The organism is Nocardioides luteus (assembly GCF_015752315.1).
Taxonomy (GTDB): domain Bacteria; phylum Actinomycetota; class Actinomycetes; order Propionibacteriales; family Nocardioidaceae; genus Nocardioides.
This window is the reverse complement of record NZ_JADOVJ010000001.1, coordinates 445583-465579: the sequence shown is the minus strand read 5'-3', so window position 1 is coordinate 465579 and position 19997 is coordinate 445583. Positions and strand designations below refer to the sequence as shown.

Annotated in this window: 17 protein-coding genes; 10 read left to right on the top strand and 7 right to left on the bottom strand. The window is 70.4% G+C overall.

Features of this window, described 5'->3' with window-relative positions; translation table 11 throughout:
• Positions 1-30 precede the first annotated feature (30 nt).
• From HD557_RS02155 to HD557_RS28875, 3 genes are all read left to right on the top strand, one after another.
• The gene (locus tag HD557_RS02155; protein WP_196872677.1) at positions 31-1920 is read left to right on the top strand and encodes a sensor histidine kinase; all 1890 of its coding nucleotides are present in this window, start codon (positions 31-33) and stop codon (positions 1918-1920) included.
• Between the two features lie 47 nt (positions 1921-1967).
• Entirely contained in the window at positions 1968-3821 is a 1854-nt protein-coding gene (locus HD557_RS02150) for a sensor histidine kinase (protein ID WP_231380148.1), read from the top strand.
• Between the two features lie 174 nt (positions 3822-3995).
• Positions 3996-5768 (top strand): sensor histidine kinase, encoded by a 1773-nt coding sequence (locus HD557_RS28875; protein ID WP_196872675.1) that lies wholly within the window; start codon positions 3996-3998, stop codon positions 5766-5768.
• Here the strand turns inward: HD557_RS28875 and HD557_RS02140 are convergent.
• Entirely contained in the window at positions 5765-7111 is a 1347-nt protein-coding gene (locus HD557_RS02140) for a dipeptidase (RefSeq protein ID WP_008360552.1), read from the bottom strand. The genes HD557_RS28875 and HD557_RS02140 overlap by 4 nt on opposite strands.
• Positions 7112-7283: 172 nt before the next feature.
• Entirely contained in the window at positions 7284-7640 is a 357-nt protein-coding gene (locus tag HD557_RS02135; RefSeq protein WP_008360550.1) for a sterol carrier family protein, read from the bottom strand.
• A gap of 74 nt (positions 7641-7714) precedes the next feature.
• On the opposite strand from HD557_RS02135, the gene HD557_RS02130 reads away from it, so the two are divergent.
• From HD557_RS02130 to HD557_RS02120, 3 genes are read left to right on the top strand one after another with little or no spacing between them, the layout of a single operon-like run.
• Positions 7715-8443 (top strand): hypothetical protein, encoded by a 729-nt coding sequence (locus tag HD557_RS02130; RefSeq protein WP_196872674.1) that lies wholly within the window; start codon positions 7715-7717, stop codon positions 8441-8443.
• A gap of 10 nt (positions 8444-8453) precedes the next feature.
• Entirely contained in the window at positions 8454-9230 is a 777-nt protein-coding gene (locus tag HD557_RS02125; protein WP_196872673.1) for a serine hydrolase, read from the top strand.
• Positions 9231-9239: 9 nt separating this feature from the next.
• Entirely contained in the window at positions 9240-9788 is a 549-nt protein-coding gene (locus HD557_RS02120; protein WP_196872672.1) for a GNAT family N-acetyltransferase, read from the top strand.
• On the opposite strand, the gene HD557_RS02115 is transcribed toward HD557_RS02120, so the two are convergent.
• Complete coding sequence (locus tag HD557_RS02115) at positions 9771-10724, bottom strand: helix-turn-helix transcriptional regulator (protein ID WP_008360545.1); 954 nt, start codon at positions 10722-10724, stop codon at positions 9771-9773. The two genes, HD557_RS02120 and HD557_RS02115, sit on opposite strands and share 18 nt — an antisense overlap.
• Before the next feature lie 210 nt (positions 10725-10934).
• On the opposite strand from HD557_RS02115, the gene HD557_RS02110 reads away from it, so the two are divergent.
• Genes HD557_RS02110 through HD557_RS02100 form a run of 3 tightly spaced genes read left to right on the top strand, consistent with a single transcriptional unit; the run spans position 10935 to position 14310 of the window.
• Positions 10935-11948, top strand: coding sequence for an ATP-binding cassette domain-containing protein (locus HD557_RS02110; protein WP_231380147.1), 1014 nt, complete (start codon positions 10935-10937; stop codon positions 11946-11948).
• Positions 11945-12751 (top strand): ABC transporter permease, encoded by an 807-nt coding sequence (locus HD557_RS02105; RefSeq protein WP_196872671.1) that lies wholly within the window; start codon positions 11945-11947, stop codon positions 12749-12751. The genes HD557_RS02110 and HD557_RS02105 overlap by 4 nt, the downstream gene beginning before the upstream one ends.
• A gap of 56 nt (positions 12752-12807) precedes the next feature.
• Positions 12808-14310, top strand: coding sequence for a DHA2 family efflux MFS transporter permease subunit (locus HD557_RS02100; RefSeq protein WP_196872670.1), 1503 nt, complete (start codon positions 12808-12810; stop codon positions 14308-14310).
• A gap of 4 nt (positions 14311-14314) precedes the next feature.
• Here HD557_RS02100 and HD557_RS02095 read toward each other — a convergent pair whose 3' ends face one another.
• Together HD557_RS02095 and HD557_RS02090 are read right to left on the bottom strand one after the other, a co-directional pair.
• Positions 14315-15325, bottom strand: a complete 1011-nt coding sequence (locus HD557_RS02095) for a CAP domain-containing protein (RefSeq protein ID WP_196872669.1) — start codon at positions 15323-15325, stop codon at positions 14315-14317.
• A 44-nt stretch (positions 15326-15369) separates the two neighbouring features.
• Positions 15370-16101: a TetR/AcrR family transcriptional regulator gene (locus HD557_RS02090; protein ID WP_231380145.1), complete on the bottom strand. Its 732-nt coding sequence runs from the start codon at positions 16099-16101 to the stop codon at positions 15370-15372.
• 103 nt (positions 16102-16204) lie between these two features.
• Here HD557_RS02090 and HD557_RS02085 point away from each other — a divergent pair, with 103 nt between their 5' ends.
• The gene (locus HD557_RS02085) at positions 16205-16954 is read left to right on the top strand and encodes a DUF2306 domain-containing protein (RefSeq protein WP_196872667.1); all 750 of its coding nucleotides are present in this window, start codon (positions 16205-16207) and stop codon (positions 16952-16954) included.
• Here the strand turns inward: HD557_RS02085 and purL are convergent.
• Both purL and HD557_RS02075 read right to left on the bottom strand, forming a co-directional pair.
• The gene (gene purL / locus HD557_RS02080; RefSeq protein ID WP_008360539.1) at positions 16873-19161 is read right to left on the bottom strand and encodes a phosphoribosylformylglycinamidine synthase subunit PurL; all 2289 of its coding nucleotides are present in this window, start codon (positions 19159-19161) and stop codon (positions 16873-16875) included. The two genes, HD557_RS02085 and purL, sit on opposite strands and share 82 nt — an antisense overlap.
• 55 nt (positions 19162-19216) lie before the next feature.
• Positions 19217-19840: a hypothetical protein gene (locus HD557_RS02075; RefSeq protein WP_196872666.1), complete on the bottom strand. Its 624-nt coding sequence runs from the start codon at positions 19838-19840 to the stop codon at positions 19217-19219.
• Between the last annotated feature and the right edge of the window lie 157 nt (positions 19841-19997).

The following is a 19997-nucleotide window of genomic DNA, read 5'->3' as shown; positions in this document are numbered from 1 at the left end:
CCGGGACGGTCTTCCCGGATAATCGCCCCGATGACTTCTTCAGCGCCCCCGCCCGCCGGTGGTCACCGACTGACGGTGCCACCGGGCTTCGCCCCACCACCGTTGGGCGGGAAACGCGCCAGGAGCGACCTCACCACGACGATGACGACGATCACCACCGATCTCGCCGAGCTCGGGGGGCTGCTCACCCCTGGTGAGGATCTCTCCGACCTTCAGCTGATCGCCGACAGCCTGACCGCGCTGGCGGGCTTCGAGATGGCCACCATCAGCGTCGCCCGTGCCGATGGCCACCTCCACATGGTGGTGGTCTCCGGACAGGAGTCCGCGCGCGCCGACCTGCTGGGCACCGTCACCCCGATCGAGCGGCTCGAGGCCGAGCTCGCCCGCGCCGACGACTGGGGCATCTTCAAGTTCGTGCCCGCGGAGCGGCTAGACCCGACCGCGGACGTCTACGGCTGGATCCCGTCGATGAAGCCGATCAACGCTGCCGGCGCCTGGAACCCGCTCGACCTGCTGGTCGCACCGCTGCGCGATGACGCCGGCAAGCTCCGCGGGACCCTGATCGTCGACGTACCGACCGACGGGCTGCGCCCCAACCGGGAGAAGCGCGCCGTGCTCGGTCGCCACGCGGTGCAGGCGCAGCGCGCGATCCTGCTCGCCCTGGAGCGCGAGGAGCTCTCCGAGCAGGTACGCCTCGCGGAGGCCGCCCGCGACGTGATCCGCCGCGCCGGGCGCGAGCTCGACCCCGACGAGATCCTCAACTCGCTGAGCACCGGGCTGGTCGACGTCCTCGACCTGACCGACTTCTGGCTCCACATGTCCAAGCCAGGTGGCCGGGGCATCCGCACCAAGGTCTACCGCGAGGACTTCAAGCTCCCGATCGGCGACCTGACCAGCCCGTTCATGGTCGACTACGGGCAATACCTGTGGGACCAGCGCAGCATCACCGTCCAGACCCCTGATGGCGCCGAGCGACTGCCCCACCCCGACCCGGAGGCGCAGCAGCGGATCACCGAGTGGATACGTCACTACAAGGTCGGCTCGATCGTCGGGGTCCCGATCGGCTCCGGCCAGACGTGGTACGGCGCGATGCTCCTCGGCCGTGGTCCCGACAAGCCGCACTGGAGCGAGCTCGAGCTGATCACCGCTGCCGACCTAGGCCGCGACTTCGGCCGTGTGGTCCACAACTCCCGGGCCTACCTGCGTCAGAAGGCGGCGGTCGACTCCCTGCGTGAGCTCGAGGCCCACAAGAGCCGGCTGATCGCGACGGTCGCCCACGAGCTGAAGAACCCTCTGTCCGCGTTCCGGTGGAACATCGAGTCGCTGCCCTACGCGGAGTCCGAGGAGGAGTACGCCGAGGTGCTGACCGCGCTCACGCGCAACCGCGACCGCACCGAGAAGATCGTGGCCGACCTTGCGATGCTGTCGAAGGTCTCCGACCCCGACCACCTTCCGGCGACGGTGCCGATCCAGGTCGCGCGCGTGCTCGAGGAGATCTACAGCCAGCTCAGCGCCGAGATGCCCACCAGCGACGCCCACGAGCTCGTCTTCGAGATGCCCCCCGACGACGTCCATGTGAGCCTGGCTCCGGGCGATCTGGACCGGGTGGTGATCAACCTGGTGACCAACGCGATCAAATACAGCCCCGAGGGCGGTCAGGTCATCGTGAGCACGCGCACCAGCCCCGGCTGGTTCGAGCTCCGGGTGACCGACCACGGCCTCGGGATCTCCCCGGAGGACCAGGACCGCCTCTTCACCGAGTTCTTCCGTTCGACGAACCCGACAGCGCTCAAACAGCCCGGCACCGGCCTCGGTCTGACCATCGTGTCGCGGATCGTCAGCCGTCGTGGCGGACTGATATCGGTCGACTCCACCCCTGGCGTGGGAAGCACATTCCGTGTGACGCTGCCCATTGTTTAACCTTACGCCCCGGGAACGGGTTGCATTTTCATCTCGGCGGAGAACTCATGACCAGTACGCCCTCAGAGGGTCCGGACGTGCCAGACGGCGCCTCCGAGGCGTACCCGACCCCGGACCCCGGTCTGCAGCTGATCGCGGAGGGCGTCACCGAGCTCGTCGGCTTCGGCGCCGCGGTCATCAACATCCGGCGAGGTGACGAGTTCGAGATAGTCGCCGCGTACGGTGACGAGACCGGCCACACGGTCGAGGGCGAGATGACCGTCGCCGAGATGCTCGGCACCAGGTTTCCGGTCTCGGTCGTCACCGACCTGCTGGACATGTCCGAGGACTGGGGCGACATCAAGTTCGTCCCGCATGAGAAGAACACCATCGGCGAGGCGGAGGGCTACTGGGTCCCCGACACCGACGAGGACATCCTGAAGGACCCGCAGGACTGGCACCAGCTCGACGAGCTCCTGGCTCCGTTCTACGACGAGAACGGCGAGCTCGTCGGCGTACTCTCGATCGACCGCCCGACCAACGGCCGCAGGCCCGGCCGGCGGCAGCAGCGGATCCTCAACCGGTTCGCCCGCCAGGCCCGGCGGGCGGTGCTGCTGACGCTGCAGCGCGAATACCTCGAGGAGCGGGCCAACAACCTGCTCGAGGCCCAGAGCTTCCTGCGCGAGGCCAACTCCCAGCTCGGTCTCACCGGGGTGCTCGAGGCCACCCAGGAGGCGATGAGCCGAGGTCTCGACGCCGACGGTCTCTACGTGCAGGCCCAGGACGGGGAGGGCGGGTCCGTGGTCTACTCCTCCCCCGGGCTCGGCTGGAACGCCGGCGACAGCAACAACGTCGCCGCCGGGCAGGCCTACCAGGCCCACCAGGCCACCCGGCTGTGGAACGAGGGCCAGCACGCCATCGTCAACCGCGACCTGCTTCTCCATGCTCAGCACCACGGTGATGCCGAGCGGAGGAAGTTCGCCCGGATCGGCATCGAGTTCCTCGACGCGGTCGGGGCCGACTCGCTCCTGGTCGTGCCGATCGGCGTGGAGACGACGGCGCTGGGTCACCTCGTGCTGGTGCGCGGCGCCGGCCGCCCCCTCTGGACCGACGCCGAGGGACGCCTCGCGATGGAGTTCGGACGCGACTTCGGTCGCATCGTGCTGACCTCCAACGCCTACACCCAGGAGCGCGACCTCGCCCAGCGGCTCGCCACGGCCGACAAGGTGCACAGCCGGCTCATCGAGTCCGTCGCGCAGGAGCTGCACAACCCGCTCACCGCCCTCACCACGGGCATCGACGCCCTGCGCCACGAGGACCGCGGCTCGACCACCTGGTTCCAGCAGGTCGGCAACCTGATCAGCCGGTCCGACCAGCTGGTCGCGATGGTCGACGACCTGCTCCTGTTCTCCCGCTTCTCCGACCCCGCCTCGCGGCCGACCCTGACCTACGTCGATCTGGCACCTCTGCTGCGCGAGATCTTCGAGCAGAGGACGTACGAGTCGGAGAAGCGTGGCATCGAGGTGAGCCTCGATGTGCCCTCCCACAGCGTCGAGGTGCTGTGCGACCGCAGCGAGATCAAGGCGGCGGTCCTGCGCCTGGTCGACAACGCCCTGGTCTACACGCACCGTGGCGGCCACGTACGCCTCTACATCGTGGAGAGCGCGAGCGAGGCGGCGATCTCGGTGACCGACAACGGCGTCGGCATCCCCGCGGCCGAGCAGCTGCAGGTCTTCACCGAGTTCTACCGCGGGACCAGCCAGGCGATCGGCGGCCGGAAGGGCGTCGGGCTCGGGCTCAGCATCGTCGACCGGGTCGCGCGCCGCCACGACGGCCGGGTCACGCTGCGCTCGGAGCCCGGCACCGGCACCCGCGTGTCGCTGGTCCTTCCGTTGGCCAACGGCGCGACCTCGTTCGGTTAACCGAACGTCACAATTTGGGTCGAGACGGCCGTCTACGCCTGCACAAGGCGTGCGTTTCGTGCAACACTCCGTGGTGCCCAGGTCCTCAGGACTGCCACGCCGTTGCAACATCCGCCCTGACCGACCTACCTGAGAGCAAGGATGCCCCCACCACAGTCAGTCGATGCCCTCGACGTGCCATCGAGCACGCCGGGCAAGACGTCGCTGCCGGTGGTCGACCCTGCTCTCCAGATGATCGCCGAGGGCATCTGCGAGCTGCTCGGCTTCGGCATCGCCGCGATCAACGTGGTCCGCGGCGACCAGGTCGAGATGGTCGCCATCCACGGCTTCACCAGCGGCCTCAACGCAGCACACGGGCGGCGGGAGACCGCTGAGGAGGTCCTCGGTGCCCGATGGCCGCTCTCGGAGGTGGAGGTCAACCTCTCCCGCGGCGAGAACTGGGGCGCCTGGCGGTTCATTCCCCATGACCGGGTGAACCTTCACGAGGGCAGCTGGGTCTCCACCACCAACATGATCGACGCCCCCGACGCCTGGCACCCCCACGACATGCTGCTCGCACCGATCTACGGCGACGACGGCTCCCTCCAGGGTTGCCTCTCGATCGACATGCCGGTCAGTGGTCGCCGGCCCGACTTCACGCAGCGCCGGGTGCTCAACCGGTTCGCGAAGCGCGCCCGGCGGGTGGTGCTCGGCTACCTCGAGCGCGAGCGGCTCTACGAGCGCGCCGCGAACCTGGAGACCGCGAAGGAGTTCCTGCGCGACGCCAGCTCCAAGCTCAGCCTCGCCGACGTGCTCGACACCAGCCACGACGCGCTGATCCGCGGCCTGGGTGCCGACGGCATCTGGATGGCGACCAAGGGCCCCCACCGGGAGATGATCGTGCACGCCACCCCGGGCCTCAACTGGGACCCGGATCCCGGCCTGGCCGCGCTCACCTCGCGCAACACCTCCCGCTACTGGGCGGAGGGCACCTACTCGATCATGTGCCGCGATCGGATCAACAACTCCGCGGAGTGGAACGAGCAGGCCGCGGTGGCCGACAAGTTCTTCGAGACCCTGGGGGCGGAGAGCGCTCTGGTGGTGCCGGTCGGCGCCGACCACGAATGGCTGGGCCACATCGTCCTGCTCCGCTCGCCCGGGCGGCCCATCTGGACCGACGCCGAGGGCCGGCTGGCGATGGAGCTGGGCCGTGACTTCGGGCGCATCGTGCTCACCGCCAACGCCTACACCCAGGAGCGAGACCTCGCCCGCCAGCTCGCCGACGCCGACCGCGAGCGCAACCAGCTGATCGAGGCCGTCGCCCGTGAGCTCCGGATCCCGGTCAACGCGCTGGGCACGTCGCTCAACGCGCTGAGCGCCGAGCAGCCGAACACGCTGCCGTGGATCGTCCAGGTCGAGACGCTCACCGTACGCAGCGCCCAGATCGAGGGCATCGTCAGCGACCTCCTGCTGCTCTCCCGGATCCGCGACCCAGCGAACGCGCCCGGCGAGACCACGATCGAGGTCTCCGAGATGCTCGACGACGTGCTCGACGAGCTCGATCCCGAGGCCGCGCAGAAGGACATCGAGTGTGTCCTGACGACACCGACCGGTCCTGCGTACGTCGTCGGTGACCCGCGCGAGCTGCGGGCAGCCTTCCTCCACCTGGTGAAGAACGCCCTGACCTACAGCTACCGGGGCTCACGGGTGCAGGTGATGCTCTACAGCGCCGGCAACGAGGTCACGATCATCGTCGCCGACACCGGAGTCGGCATCGCCGCCGAGGAGCTGTCCGAGGTCTACAAGCCGTTCTTCCGAGGCACCAACTCGGCGCTCGGTGGTTCGCGCGGAGCTGGGCTCGGACTGACCCTGGTCGACCAGATCGTCACCCGCCACCACGGGGCGCTCGAGATCGCCTCACCCCCAGGTGCGGGCACCCAGGTGGCAGTGACGCTGTTCGGCGTCTAGACGCCCAGCTTCTGGAGCAGCAGCGCCTCGGCGACGACGACCTTCTTGAACTCGGCGAGGTGCAGACCCTCGTTGGCACCGTGGGCCCGGGTGTCCGGGTCCTCGACGCCCGTGACCAGCACGCTGGCCTGCGGGAACGCCTCGAGGAACTCGGCGATGAACGGGATCGAGCCGCCCACACCCATGTCGATCGGAGCGGTGCCGTCCCAGGCCTCGGTGAAGGCGGCGCGGGCCGCGTCGTAGGCCGGACCGGTGGCGTCCAGGGCGATCGGCTCGCCGGTGTCGACGACCTTGGTGGTCAGCTCGGCGCCCCACGGGACGTGCTTCTCCAGGTGCTGGGTGAGCGCGGCGACGGCGTTCTCGCCGGAGTCGCCGGGGGCGATCCGGATGGTGACCTTGGCGCGCGCGCTCGGGGACAGCGTGTTGGAGGCGCCGTCGACCTTGGGGGCGTCCAGGCCGGTGATGGTGATCGCCGGCTGCGTCCACATCCGCTCGACGGCGCTGCCCTTGCCGACCCACTGCAGGCCGGCGATGGCCCCGGACTCGGCACGGAGCCGCTCCTCGGGGTAGTCGACGTCGGCCGCCGGGCCGGAGACGAGCCCCTCGACCGCGGGAGCGCCATCCTCGTCCCAGAGGGTGTTGAGGAGGCGTACGAGAGCCATGATCGCGTCGGGAGCCAGACCGCCCCACATGCCGGAGTGGACCGCGTGGCCCAGGGTGCGGAGCTCGACGTCGACGCGGATGAGACCGCGCAGCGACGTGGTCAGCGCCGGGACGCCGATGTCCCAGTTGCCGGAGTCGGCGATGACGATGACGTCGGCCTTCAGCTTGTCCTGGTACTTCCCGAGCAGCTCGGGCAGGGTCGCGGAGGCGACCTCCTCCTCGCCCTCGATGAAGAGGCGGACGGTGACGGGCAGTTCGTCGCCGAGGGCGCGGATCGCGCCGATGTGGGCAGCGATGCCCGCCTTGTCGTCGGCCGCACCGCGCCCGTAGAGGCGGTCGCCGACCTCGGTCGGCTCGAACGGCGGGGTGTCCCAGTCGGCGTGGTCGTTCTCGGGCTGGACGTCGTGGTGGGCGTAGAGCAGCACCGTCGGGGCGCCCTCGGGACCCTTCTTCTCACCGACGATCGCCGGCGGGGCGCCGTCGAAGGCGCGCACGATCTCCACCTCGAAGCCCTCGGCCGCGAAGAGGTCCCGCGTCTTCTCCGCGCTCTTCTCGACCTCGCTCAGGCGCTCCGGATCGGCGCTCACGGACTCGATCCGCACCAGGTCCTCGAGGTCCTTGCGGATCCCGGGGAAGAGCTCGTCTACACGGGTCTTGATGTCTTCGGTGGAGAGGGTCATAGGGTGAGATTACAAGTAGGCCGTCGCCGCTCAGGTTCGCGGTCCGGTGGCGTTCCGGTGCGTAGCCGGCAAGGCGGAGGAGGGAGGCGGCCCGGTGTTGGCCGTCTACCGACGACAACGCCGCCGGGTGCGTGCCGGGGCGTCGCCGGGGCCGAACCTCAGTGGCGACGGCCTACAGGGGCAGGTAGGGCGACAGGTCGGTGCGTTCGCCCGAGGCCCTGACATGGGCCTGGTCGACGGCCTCGGACCAGGTCATCTGCCCGGTGGCGAGGGCGATCCAGGTGAGCGCATCGGTCTCGATCACCGCCGGCGGGGTGCCCCGGGTGTGGCGGACGCCTTCGACGCACTGCACCGCGGCGTACGGCGGGACGCGCACCTCGACGCTCCTGCCCGGAGCACGCTGCTCGAGCACGGCGAGGAAGTGCTTGGTGAGGAGCCGTAGATCGGCCTTGGCGGACTCCCCGGCGCGTACGCGACCGAGAGCATCGGCCACGTCGGCGGCGGCCGCGGGCTTGAGTCGGGCTGGCACGCCGACAGCCTAGAGGTTCCCCTTTCTGTGGCGGTTGCCCGCGGCGGCGGCGCGTGACCACTACGCTCCGTGACGTGGGACTGGAGAGACTCGAGTCGGCGATGGTGTTGACGACCGTCGAGACCCTGCGCGGGCGGATCGCGGCGCGCTTCCCCGACCGTGGTCTGGTGAAGGTCGCCGAGGAGCTGGCCGGCCTGATCCGGGAGTCCTCCGGCGTCGGGGACCGGCTCCGGCGGCGGCTCGGCTGGACCCGCGTTGTCTCTCGTACGCTGATCGTGGCCGTCCTCGCGCTGACCCTGGTCGCCATCGTCTGGGCCCTCGCGACGGCGTTCGCCGACGAGACGCTCACCGGCGTCCAGTGGCTGCCGCTGATGGAGAGCACGGTCAACGACCTCATCTTCGCCGCGGTCGCGATCTTCTTCCTCTACACGATCCCGGAGCGGCTGCTGCGGTCGCGAGCGCTGAAGCTGCTCCACCGGCTGCGCTCGCTGGCCCACATCATCGACATGCACCAGCTCACCAAGGACCCCGAGCGGCTGCGTACGGGGTTCAAGGAGACCTCGGCCAGCGTCAAGCTCACCCTCGACGCCGACGAGCTGATCCACTACCTGGAGTACTGCTCCGAGCTGCTCAGCCTCGTCGGCAAGACCGCCGCGCTGTGCGCCGAGGACTCCCAGGACAACGTCGTGCTCGACACCGTCAGCACCGTCGAGGGCCTCACCGTCGACCTCTCCCGCAAGATCTGGCAGAAGATCCAGGTCGTGGGCGAGCTGCGCGAGGAGCAGTCGTCGACCTCTGCCTAGTCTCGGGTCCATGAGCTCACGGACGGACTGGTCGATCCTCGCGGTCGAGGCGGGCTCCGGGGAGGTGCTCATCGAGTCCGACCCGGATCTGCTGCTGCCGACCGCCAGCGTCGGCAAGCTCTTCCTGCTGCACCACCTCGCGGAGCTGCTCGACGCGGACCCGTCCCTCGGTCAGCTGATGCTGCGCAAGGACAGCGTCGACCCGGTGGCCGACAGCGGGCTGTGGCAGCACCTCGACGCGCCCGCGCTGACCCTGACCGACTGCGCCCGGCTGGTCGGCGCGGTCTCGGACAACCTGGCCACCAACGTGCTCCTCGGCCACGTCGGTCTCGCCCCGGTCCAGGCGGTCGCCTCGCGGCTCGCCCCGGGCGGGTCGATGCTGAACGACTCGGTCCGGGACGTACGGACGCCGGACGACCCGCCGACGCTCTCGGTCGGCTGCGCCGCCGACTGGGTCTCCTACTTCCGTACGCCGCACCCCACCGTCCTGTCCTGGCTGGCGCCGTCCGCCGACCTGTCGATGGTCTCCTCCGCCTTCGGCCTGGACCCGCTGGCCCACACCAACCCCGACAACGGCCTCCAGGTGTGGAGCAAGACCGGCACCGACGACGGCGTCCGCGCCGAGGTCGGGCTGCTCGACGTGGCCGGCCGGCGGGCGGCGTACGCGGTCATCTGCCGTTTCGAGGGCGAGGTCGTCCCGGTGCTTGGTCAGATGCGCGCCTACGGCACGCTGCTCCTGGATGCGTTGCAGGACGGCTACCATCCAGATTCCGGTCCGGCTCAGTAGGAGAACACCTTGTTCAGCATCGACCTCGGGAACGGCGCGGAGATGGTCCTGCGCGACCGATCGACCGACTTCGCCGTCCACAAGCTCATCAACGCCAACCTCGACCACCTGCGCGAGTGGGAGCCGTGGGCGCACGCCGACCAGTCGATGATCAGCATCTCCAGCTTCGGCACCTACCTGCTGACCCAGTGGGTCAAGGGCGAGGCGATCCCGTGCGTCATCCGCCAGGACGGTCAGGTGGCCGGCGCCACGACCGCGCGGATCAACCTCTACGAGAAGTCGGCCACGATCGGCTACTGGCTGGGCGAGGCCTACGAGGGCCGCGGCCTGGTCACCCGGGCCGTCTCGGCGCTGCTCGACACGCTCTTCAACGAGTACGACATCGCCCGGGCGATCATCGACACCTCGGTCCACAACAAGCGCAGCCGTGCGGTCGCCGAGCGGCTCGGGTTCACCCACGAGGGCACCATGCGCGGCGCGCAGGCCTACCCGGGCGAACGCCGGGACCTGGTGGTCTACGGGCTCCTGCGCGAGGAGTGGCTAACCCGAAACGCCTGAACGGACGAACCGCTCTCCCGCCTGCCTGACCAGCTCGGCCAGCTCGGCCGGCTGCTCGACCGTGAACTCGGCCTCGACCCCGGCGAGGATCATCATCGGCCAGCCCAGGTCGTCGGCCTGCATCCGCAGCCGGCAGCCGCCCTCGGCTGCCTCGACCTCGCCCCAGCGCCCCACCCGCCGCGCGACCACGTCGGGCTCGACGTGGATCAGGACACAGATGTCGTAGGTCGCGGCCCGGGAGCGGATCCCCGCCTGCACGTAGGAGGCCGCGTCGCCTCCGGGGATCTCCCGCGGACGGAAGGTCTGGCCGGTGGTCGTCGGGTCGCTGATCCGGTCGACCCGGAAGGAGCGCCAGTCGTGGCGGACCCGGTCGTAGGCGAGGAGATACCAGCGGTTGCCGAGCGTGACCAGCCGGTGCGGCTCGACGCGGCGCTGGGTCGGCTCGGCCTCGGGCGCCTGATAGGTGAACGTGAGCGCCTCGTCGTCGCGACAGGCCTGCGCCAGGACGCCGAGCACACCGGCGTCCAGCGGCACCCGGCCGCCCCACGGGAGGGAGTCGGTCTGCGAGGTCACCGCGTCCATCCGCCGGCGCAGCCGGGGCGGCATCAGCGCGACGACCTTCCCCAGCGCCTGGGCGGAGGTGTCGCCCATCCCGGCGACCAGGCCGGCCGCGGCCGTGCGCAGCCCGACCGCGATCGCCACCGCCTCCTCGTCGTCGAGCAGCAACGGCGGCAGCGCGTTGCCGGCGCGAAGCTGGTAGCCGCCGGCCACCCCGCGGGTGGCATCGACGTCGTAGCCGAGATCGCGCAGCCGCTCGATGTCACGGCGCAGCGTGCGCTCGCTGACCTCGAGGCGTACGGACAGCTCCGTGCCGGGCCAGAAACGGTGGGTCTGCAGCAGGGAGAGGAGCTGCAGCATCCGGGCGCTCGTACTCATGCCACGACCTTAAGCGCCATTGCGGCCAGGTCGTGACCTGATTCGCGAAGACCAGCCCGAGATCGCGCGACGGTCGGCTCGCCCCCTCCTCGAGCCGACCGTCGTCGCGCTATCTCCCTCTTACCCACTCACCGGACTTCTAAACCGGATCTCGCAAAAAATTTTCAAAAGCGGACAGAAACTGGCCGGATGACCTCCGAGGCTGGAGACATGACGAACCACACCAACCAGCGGCCGGTGATCCGCACCGAGGCTCTGACCCGGCACTTCACCCGCGGAAAGAAGACCGTCGAGGCCGTACGCGGGCTCGACCTCGAGATCCACCAGGGCGAGCTCGTCGCCTTCCTCGGCCCCAACGGAGCCGGCAAGTCGACCACCCTGCGGATGCTGACCACGCTCATCCCGCCCACCTCCGGCACCGCCGAGGTCGCCGGCCACGACGTCGTACGCTCCCGCGCGGCGGTCCGCCGCTCGATCGGCTACGTCGGCCAGGGCAACGCCGCGGCCTTCGTCCAGCGCGGCCGCGACGAGCTGATGTCCCAGGCCCGCGCCCACGGCATCCCGCGGGCCGCCGCGAAGGCGCGCATCGACGAGCTGCTCGCCGCCTTCGACCTCCAGGAGCACGCCGACCGTCCGGTCCAGACGCTCAGCGGAGGCCAGCGGCGGCGTCTCGACATCGCGATCGGGCTGCTCAACCACCCCGAGGTGCTGTTCCTCGACGAGCCCTCGACCGGGCTCGATCCGCAGAACCGCGCCAACCTGCAGGAGCAGATCCGCCGGCTCCACGAGGACGGCACCACGATCGTGCTCACCACCCACTACCTGGAGGAGGCGGACGCGCTCGCCGGGCGGGTCATCGTCGTCGACCACGGCGTGGTGATCGCCGACGACACCGCCACCCGGCTCAAGGAGCGGCTCGGCGACCTCGTGCTCCTCGGCTTCGGCAACGAGGCCGACGCCACCGCCGCCGCCACCCGCGCCGAGTCGGTGCTGACCGGTCCGACGCTCATCGAGCGCGCCGGTACGCAGGTCTCGATCCGTACCCCGCGCGGTGCCGACAGCGCCCCGGCAATGGCCATCGACCTGGCCGCGCACGGCACGCCGGCGATCCGGATGGAGGTCCACGCCCCCACCCTCGACGACGTCTTCCTCGACCTCACCGGCCGCAGCCTGCGCGAGTCGGCCGACTCCACCACCACCCAGACCGAAGGAGCAGCAGCATGACCACCCTCACCGTCCCCGCCACCCAGATCCGACGTACGACCCAGCCGCTGAGCAGGCCGACCGGGTTCCTCACCGACACCTGGACCGTGCTGGTCCGCGAGCTCACGCCCAAGCTGCGCCAGCCCGCCTCCATGCTCTTCGCGATGGTGCAGCCGCTGGTCTTCCTCGGCCTCTTCGCACCGCTCCTGCCCGCCGTCGAGAACGGCAGCGCGCTGCAGTGGTTCGTGCCGGGCATCGTCGTGATGACCGCGCTGATGGGCGCCTCGATGACCGGCGCCGACCTGACCGCGGAGATCCGCTCCGGCTCCCACGAGCGGCTCCTGGTCTCGCCCCTCTCCCGGCCGTCTCTCCTGGTCGGGCGGGCCCTGAAGGAGGTCGTGCCGGTCCTGTTCCAGGCCGCGGTCATCCTCGCCGTGGTGACCCCGTTCAGCTTCGACCTCCATCTCGGCGGGGTCCTGGTCGGTGCCGTCATCGTCTCGCTCTTCGCGATCGGGCTGGGCGCGTTCAGCTTCGCCCTGGCCACCGCCGCCAAGGAGCAGGACTGGATCTTCTGGACGGTGCAGCAGATGCTGATCTTCCCACTGCTGCTCCTCTCCGGTGTCCTGCTCCCGCTCGACGGCGCACCCGGCTGGCTGACGTTCCTCAGCGACATCAACCCGATGACGTACGTCGTGGAGGCGGAGCGGGCGCTCTTCGCCGGTGAGTTCCCCCTCGACGTCGTCGCCAGCGGTTTCGTCGCGGGCGCGGCCGTCGCGGTGGTGGGAGTGCTGGTCGGCGTACGGACCATGGAGCGGTCGAGCTGAACGGTCGGGCCGAAACCCCTTGACCTCAAGTTCACTTTAGCTTCCAGACTGGACGCATGACACCCCGACCCCGAACCGCTCCGAGCCCGACAACGATCGTGCTCACCGTCATCGCCGGCACGGTGATGATCCCGATCGACATCACGATCGTCGCGGTAGCGATCGCCCGTCTCTCCCAGGAGACGGGCGCTTCGCTACCCGTGATCCAATGGGTCGCCACCGGCTACACGCTCGCCCTGGCGACGGTCATCCCGGCCGCCGCGTGGGCGATCAGCCGGTTCGGCGCCCGTCAGGTCTTCCTGACCGCGATCGGTGTCTTCACCGTCGGCTCCGGCCTGGTCGCGGCCTCCTGGAACGTCGAGTCGCTGATCGCGTTCCGGGTGCTGCAGGGGCTCGGCGGCGGCTTCGTGATGCCGGCCGCGATGACCCTGACGCTGCGCTCGGCGCCGCCCGAGGAGCGCGGCCGGCTGATGGCGCTGATGGGCCTGCCGGTGCTGGTCGGCCCCGTCTTCGGACCGGTGCTCGGCGGCTGGCTGCTCGACACCATGTCGTGGCGGTGGATGTTCCTGATCAACCTGCCGCTCGGTGTGCTCGGCGTGATCCTCGGCCTGCGCAACCTCCCGCGCCTGGACCGCGGGCCGAGCGCCCGCCTGGACGTACGCGGCCTGCTTCTGCTCCCTCCCGCGATGGCGCTCCTCGTCCTGGGCACCTCCTTCGCCGAGGGCACGCTCCTCGACGCTCAGGTGCTGGTGCCGATCGGGGCCGGGATCGTCCTGGTGGCGCTCTTCGTCCGGCACGCGCTCCGCGCCGCGGCCCCGCTCCTGGACATCCGGCTCCTCGGCCGTCGCCTGACCGGCGGCAGCGCCGCGCTGCTGGTCTGCTTCGCCGGCGGCTACTTCGGCTCGATGATCCTGGTGCCCCTCTACTGGCAGGTCGTACGTGGCGAGTCCGCTACCACCGCAGGGCTGCTGATGGCTCCTGCCGGGATCGCGGCCGGGATCATGATCCAGATCTCCGGCCGCCTCATCGACCGCTTCCCGCCGCTGCCGGTGATCGGCTCCGGCATCGTGGTCGCCACCCTGGGCTTCGGCGCCCTGGCGCTCCAGCTGAGCGCCGACGCGCCGATGCCGCTCCTGGCCACCACCCACGCGATCGCCACCGCGGGTGCCGGGTTCGTGATGCTGCCGACGATGACCATCGCCACCCGCTACCTCGAGGACAGCGCTATCCCGGCCGGATCGACGATGATCAACGTGATGAACCAGGTCGCCACCGCCCTGTGCACCGCCGGCGTCTCGGTGCTCCTGGCCGCCGCGCTCTCCGCGCGCCTGCCGGGGCTGGGCGGCGACGGTGTCGGCGCGCTCAGCACCGTGTCACCCGCCGAGCGCGTGGCCGTCGCTCCCCTGGCCGCCGAGGCTCTTCAGGTCGCGTTCTGGCTGCCGGTCACGATGATGGCGGTCTCGGCGGTCATCGCGTTCGTCGTCTTCCGGCGTACGCCTTCGGCTCGGCCGGCTCCGGCCGACAGCCTTCAGCCGGTGACCGCGGCGGTCACCGACTAGGCGCCTACCACCGGCGGTGGCCGCCCGGGTACGGGTTGGGGTGACCCGGGACGGGAGGACCCGGGACGGGGCGGCCGGGGTAGCCGGGGCCGGCGGGGAAGCCGGGGCGGGCGGGAGGGACCGGACCCCGATGGACCGGTCCGCCGGGGTAGGGTCCGGCCGGCCGCATCGACCGCGTGGCCTCGAGGTCGCGCCGGCGCCGTTCGCGGCCCCGGCGCCACGCCAGCAGGAACGCGATGAGCAGCCCCAGCGCGGAGAGCCCGAGCACCGCGACGGCGATCTCGACGTAGCCGATCCCGAACAGCCCGCTCGAGGAAGGATTCGGTCCGTCCGAGGCGTCGGTGAAGGTCACCGGGCCCGCCGTCTCCGAGTCGCTCCCGGCCAGGGCCGAAGGCGACTCCGACTCCGACGGCGAGGCCGAGGGCGACTCCGACGGCGATGCGGAGACCGACGGCGTACGCGACGGGGTCGGCGACGAGGTCGCCGACTTCTTGGGCTTCGCGGCCTGGCGAGGGTTCGGCGCCTCGGTCGTCGCCGGCGCGGTCGGTGCCGGTGCGGCGGTCTTCGGCTTCTCGGTCGGCCGCACCCCCGGCGGGTACTTCGCGAAGACCTGGACGCCCCAGGTGGTGTTGTCGACCTCCACGAACGCGATCCCGATGTGGGTGTAGTCGCCCAGGATGTTGGCGCGGTGCCCGTCGGAGCCCATCCAGCCCCGGTGCATCTCGGCGCCGGTCGGGTAGCCCATCGCGACGTTCTCCCCGACGCCCTGCCACCCCTCCGGCACCTGCTCGGCGAGGTCGGGGTTGTGCGAGAGCTCCCCGTCGGCGGCGATCTTGTAGGCCCACTTCCGCGCCAGCCCGTCGAGAGCGGAGTCGCGGATGAGGGGGTCGAGACCGGCGTCGGCCCGCGCGGCGTTGGCCAGGCGCTTGATCGTGCCACCCTCCCCCGCGGAAGCCGGACCAGCGCCGACGAGCAGCGCGGCGGCCGCCAGCAGCAGGACGAGGACAGAGGACACGGGGCGATGCAGGTGGGGGGACATCCCCGCCAGGGTATCGGCCTTTACTCTGGGGCGCTGCGCTCGATGTGGCGCTCGATGTGGGCGGCGATCCCGGCCATGAGCAGGCTCTGCCCGAACGCGGACGGGTCGTCGGAATCGGATCCCTCACCAGGCCCGGCAGGCCGCCAGGTGGCCATCGACTCCATCAGGTTCGGGAAGCGCTCCGGATCCGCGTACGTCACGAGCATCTGCTCGAACGAGGCATAGGGGTTCTCCGCGAGCCGAGCGGCCTCGACCTCGATCCTCGCCTCACCCAGGCCGTACTGCGCGATGATCCCCAGGATCGCCAGCTTCTCCTCGGCGGGCAGCGCCACCTCGCGCAGGTAGTAGAACCCCAGGTCGAGCCAGGCGAGCCGGTTGGGCCCGGGCAGCGACGCGCCGAGCGGCAGATCGAGGAACCACGGCTTACTGAGCGCCAGGTCGACCTGCGCGCGCATCCAGGCCGCCAGGCCCTCTCGCCACCCCAGGTCACGCGACGGCGCGGGGAGCTCCGCGCTGAGGCGGTCGGCGAGCAGGATGAGCAGCTCATCCTTGTTCTTCACGTGCCGGTAGAGCGCCATCGGCGAGCAGCCCACCGCCTCGGCCACCCGGGCCATCGAGACGGCCGCAAGGCCCTGCTCATCAGCGATGACGTAGGCGGCCTCGACGATCTGGGCGACACTCAGCGCCGGCTTGGGGCCGCGTCGGCCGGCCGGAGGCTTGCCCCACAGACGAGGGATCAGGTCAGAGCTCATCGCGTCCATCATGCCCTGCTCCTTCCCGAAACCGGTTGACCGCCCATCGGATCTGCGTACTCTATAAACAGTTAATGCCATACGCTATTAGATCGGACGGCCCATGAGCACACCTCCACGACCTCTGGCGCGCCAATGGTGGGTCTTCCCGCTGGCCGCGGTGACGGTGATCTTCCTGATGACGGCACTGCCGCGGTATGTCGGGCTGGACCCGTCGCAGTCGCTCGTCGAGACCGACCGCGGGCCGGCCTTCTACCCGGCGCTGGTGACGCACATCTTCTTCGGCTCGGTGATGCTCTGCTGCGGAGTGCTCCAGCTGTGGCCGTGGCTGCGCACCAACCATCCGACGGTGCACCGCTGGACCGGCCGCACCTACGTCGTCACCGCGATCCCGACGGGTGTGGCGGCGCTGGTCACCAGCCAGTTCCCCGTGGCCGGCCCCTCCCAGCAGGTCGGCAACACGCTCCTGGCGCTGCTGTTCCTGCTGTTCACCGTGCTCGGCTACCGCGCCGCCCGGCAGCGGCGGTTCAAGGACCACCGCGAGTGGATGTACCGCAGCTACGCGATGGCGTTCTCGATCGTCGCCAACCGCTTCTGGGGCATGGTGCTGATCATGATCTTCGTGCCCGAGGTCATGACCGGCGCCGACATCGGCACCGAGGACCCCACGCTCGCCGGAGCCGCCGCGGCCTCGGCGTGGGTCAGCTGGGTCGTGAACCTGCTGATCGCCGAGTGGATCATCCACCGCAGGCCGCGGCGGCGGCCGAACCGTCAGGCCAGCGCGTCGCGCAGCGTCGAGCGCCAGACGCCGGTGAGCTCCTCCAGCGGGATCTCGACGGCGCCGCCGTCGTAGGAGATCGCGTAGGTGGCGCCGCCGGTCACACCGAGCTTCGTCGCCGCGACCCCGTGACGCTCGGCCAGCGAGGTGAGCCGCTCGACGTCGTCGGCCTTGACGGTGACGACCGCACGGGCGACCGACTCGGAGAAGAGCGCCACGAACGGGTCGCCGGCGAGGGTGACCGAGACGCCGATGCCGGAGGACATCGCCGGCTCGGCCAGCGCCTGCATCAGGCCACCGTCGGAGAGGTCGTGGGCGGAGGTGATGAAGCGGGCCTCGCCGAGCAGCTCGGCCAGCGCCTTCTCGGCCCCCAGGTTCACCTTCGGGGGCAGCCCGCCGAGGTGACCGTGCACGACGTGGGCCCACTCCGAGCCGGAGAGCTCCTCGTGGGTCTCACCGAGGAGCACGACGACCTCGTCGGCGGCCTGGAAGTCCGACGGCGTACGCGTGGTGACGTCCTCGATCACACCGAGCGTCGCGACCACCGGCGTGGGGTGGATGGCGACCTCACCGGTCTGGTTGTAGAGGGAGACGTTGCCACCGGTGACCGGGATGCCGAGCTCGAGGCAGGCGTCCTTCAGACCGCGGGTGGCCTCGGCGAACTGCCACATCACGTCAGGGTCCTCGGGGGAGCCGAAGTTGAGGCAGTCGGAGATGGCCAGCGGCTTGGCGCCGACGGAGGCGACGTTGCGGTAGGACTCCGACAGCGCCAGCTGGGCACCGGCGTAGGGGTCCAGCTTGGCGAAGCGGCCGTTGGCATCGGTCGCGAGCGCGACACCGAGGTTGGTCGACTCGTCGACGCGGATCATGCCGCCGTCGGAGGGCTGGGAGAGGACCGTGTTGCCGCGGACGTAGCGGTCGTACTGCTCGGTGATCCAGGACTTGTCGCACAGGTTCTCCGAGGCGACCAGCGTCAGGATGGTCTCACGCAGCTCCTCGGCGGAGGCCGCGCGCGGCAGCTTCTCGGCCACGTCGGCCTGCAGCGCGTCCTGCCAGGACGGGCGGGCGTAGGGGCGCTCGTAGACCGGGCCGTCGTGGGCCACGGTGGTCGGGTCGACGTCGACGATGGTCTCGCCGTGCCAGTCGACGCGCAGCCGGCCCTCGCCGGTGACGGTGCCGATCACGGCCGCCTCGACGTCCCACTTGGCGCAGATGTCCATGAAGGTCGCCTCGTCCTCGGGCGCGATGACCGCCATCATCCGCTCCTGCGACTCGCTCATCAGGATCTCCTCCGGAGCGAGCGTCGAGTCGCGCAGCGGCACCCGCTCGAGGTGTACGTGCATGCCGCCGTCGCCGGCTGCGGCGAGCTCGGAGGTGGCACACGAGATGCCGGCCGCGCCGAAGTCCTGGATGCCGCGGACGATGCCGGCCGAGAAGAGCTCGAGGGTGCACTCGATCAGCAGCTTCTCCATGAAGGGGTCGCCGACCTGGACGCTCGGCCGCTTGGCGGGACCGTCCTCGTCGAACTCGACGCTCGCCAGGATGGAGGCGCCGCCGATGCCGTCGCCACCGGTGCGCGCGCCGTACATGATCACCAGGTTGCCGGCGCCGGAGGCCTTGGCCAGGTGGAGGTCCTCGTGGCGGAGCACGCCGACGCAGAGCGCGTTGACCAGGGGGTTGCCGAGGTAGGAGGCGTCGAAGACCGCCTCGCCACCGATGTTGGGCAGGCCCAGGCAGTTGCCGTAGTGGCCGATGCCGGACACGATCCCGGGAAGCACCCGGTGGGTGTCCTCCTCGGACAGCGGGCCGAACCGGAGCGGGTCCATCACGGCGACCGGCCGGGCACCCATCGCGAGGATGTCGCGGACGATGCCGCCGACGCCGGTCGCGGCGCCCTGGTGGGGCTCCACGTAGGAGGGGTGGTTGTGGGACTCGACCTTGAAGGTGACCGCGTAGCCCTGACCGACGTCGAGCACGCCGGCGTTCTCACCGATACCGGCGAGCATCTTGCCGGCCGGGGTCTCCTGCGGGATCTCGCCGAACTGCTTCAGGTGAACCTTGGAGGACTTGTAGGAGCAGTGCTCCGACCACATCACCGAGTACATCGCCAGCTCCGCGCCGGTCGGCCGGCGGCCGAGGATGCGCTTGATCTCGGCGTACTCGTCCTCCTTCAGGCCGAGCTCGGCCCAGGGCTGCTCGCGGTCGGGATCACCGGCAGCGTGGTGCACGGTGTCCAGGAGCGGAAGATCGGACGCAACGGCAGCGGACGAAGTCTCGGTCACGGGCAGAAATCTACGTCAGAAGTGCCCAATCCCCCGAGTCGTCACCGGGCGCCGATCATCTGGGCAGCCCGCGCCACTCCCGCAGGTCGCGGATCTCACCGAACTCCTCGAGCGCCTGCCGGGCGACCTCGCCGTCCCCGGCGTAGGCGGCGACGCTCCAGCCGTGACCCTCCACCATCTCGGCGGTGATCCAGGAGGCCTCGCCGTGCGGGGTGGCCAGCCGGCGCGGACGCCAGGAGAGCGACATCGCGCCGTCGGGGCGCTGCTCGATCATCGGTGTCGAGCCGGTGGCGTCGAACTTCTGCCGGCCGTCCTGCCAGTCGCTCCGGTAGGCGTAGTGGAGATGGATCGGGCTGCCGCGCCAGGAGAGCGAGCACTCCACGAAGAGATCTCGCGGGCCGGTCGCGCCCCGGGTGCACTCGCCGCTGCGAGCGACGTCGGCATAGCCGGGGAAGACCCACCGCATGCCGTCCTCGCCACGCGGGTCCGGGCACCGGGTCAGCGAGCCGGAGCCGTTGCCGTCCCAGCAGACGTAGGGCGTGTTGACCCGCTTCGTGGTCGAGCTCACCTGGTCGGCGGCCACGAACGGTCCGGCCACCTCGCCGCCGTGCGCGACGTGGATGATCCCGGCGACCGCCAGCGCGAGCAGAACAGTGATCGCGAAGAGGACCGGTGTCACCCGATCACGTCGTCTCTGCACCGGCCCCAACCCCCTTTGCGGTCCGTTTCTTTACCAAGTTAACGCCGCGGAGCGGCTTTGGTTAGGGCAAATCAGCCAGGACGAACGTCCTGACCACGTCCGCCGACCGAGACCCCGGCCCGCCGGAGGGGGCGCC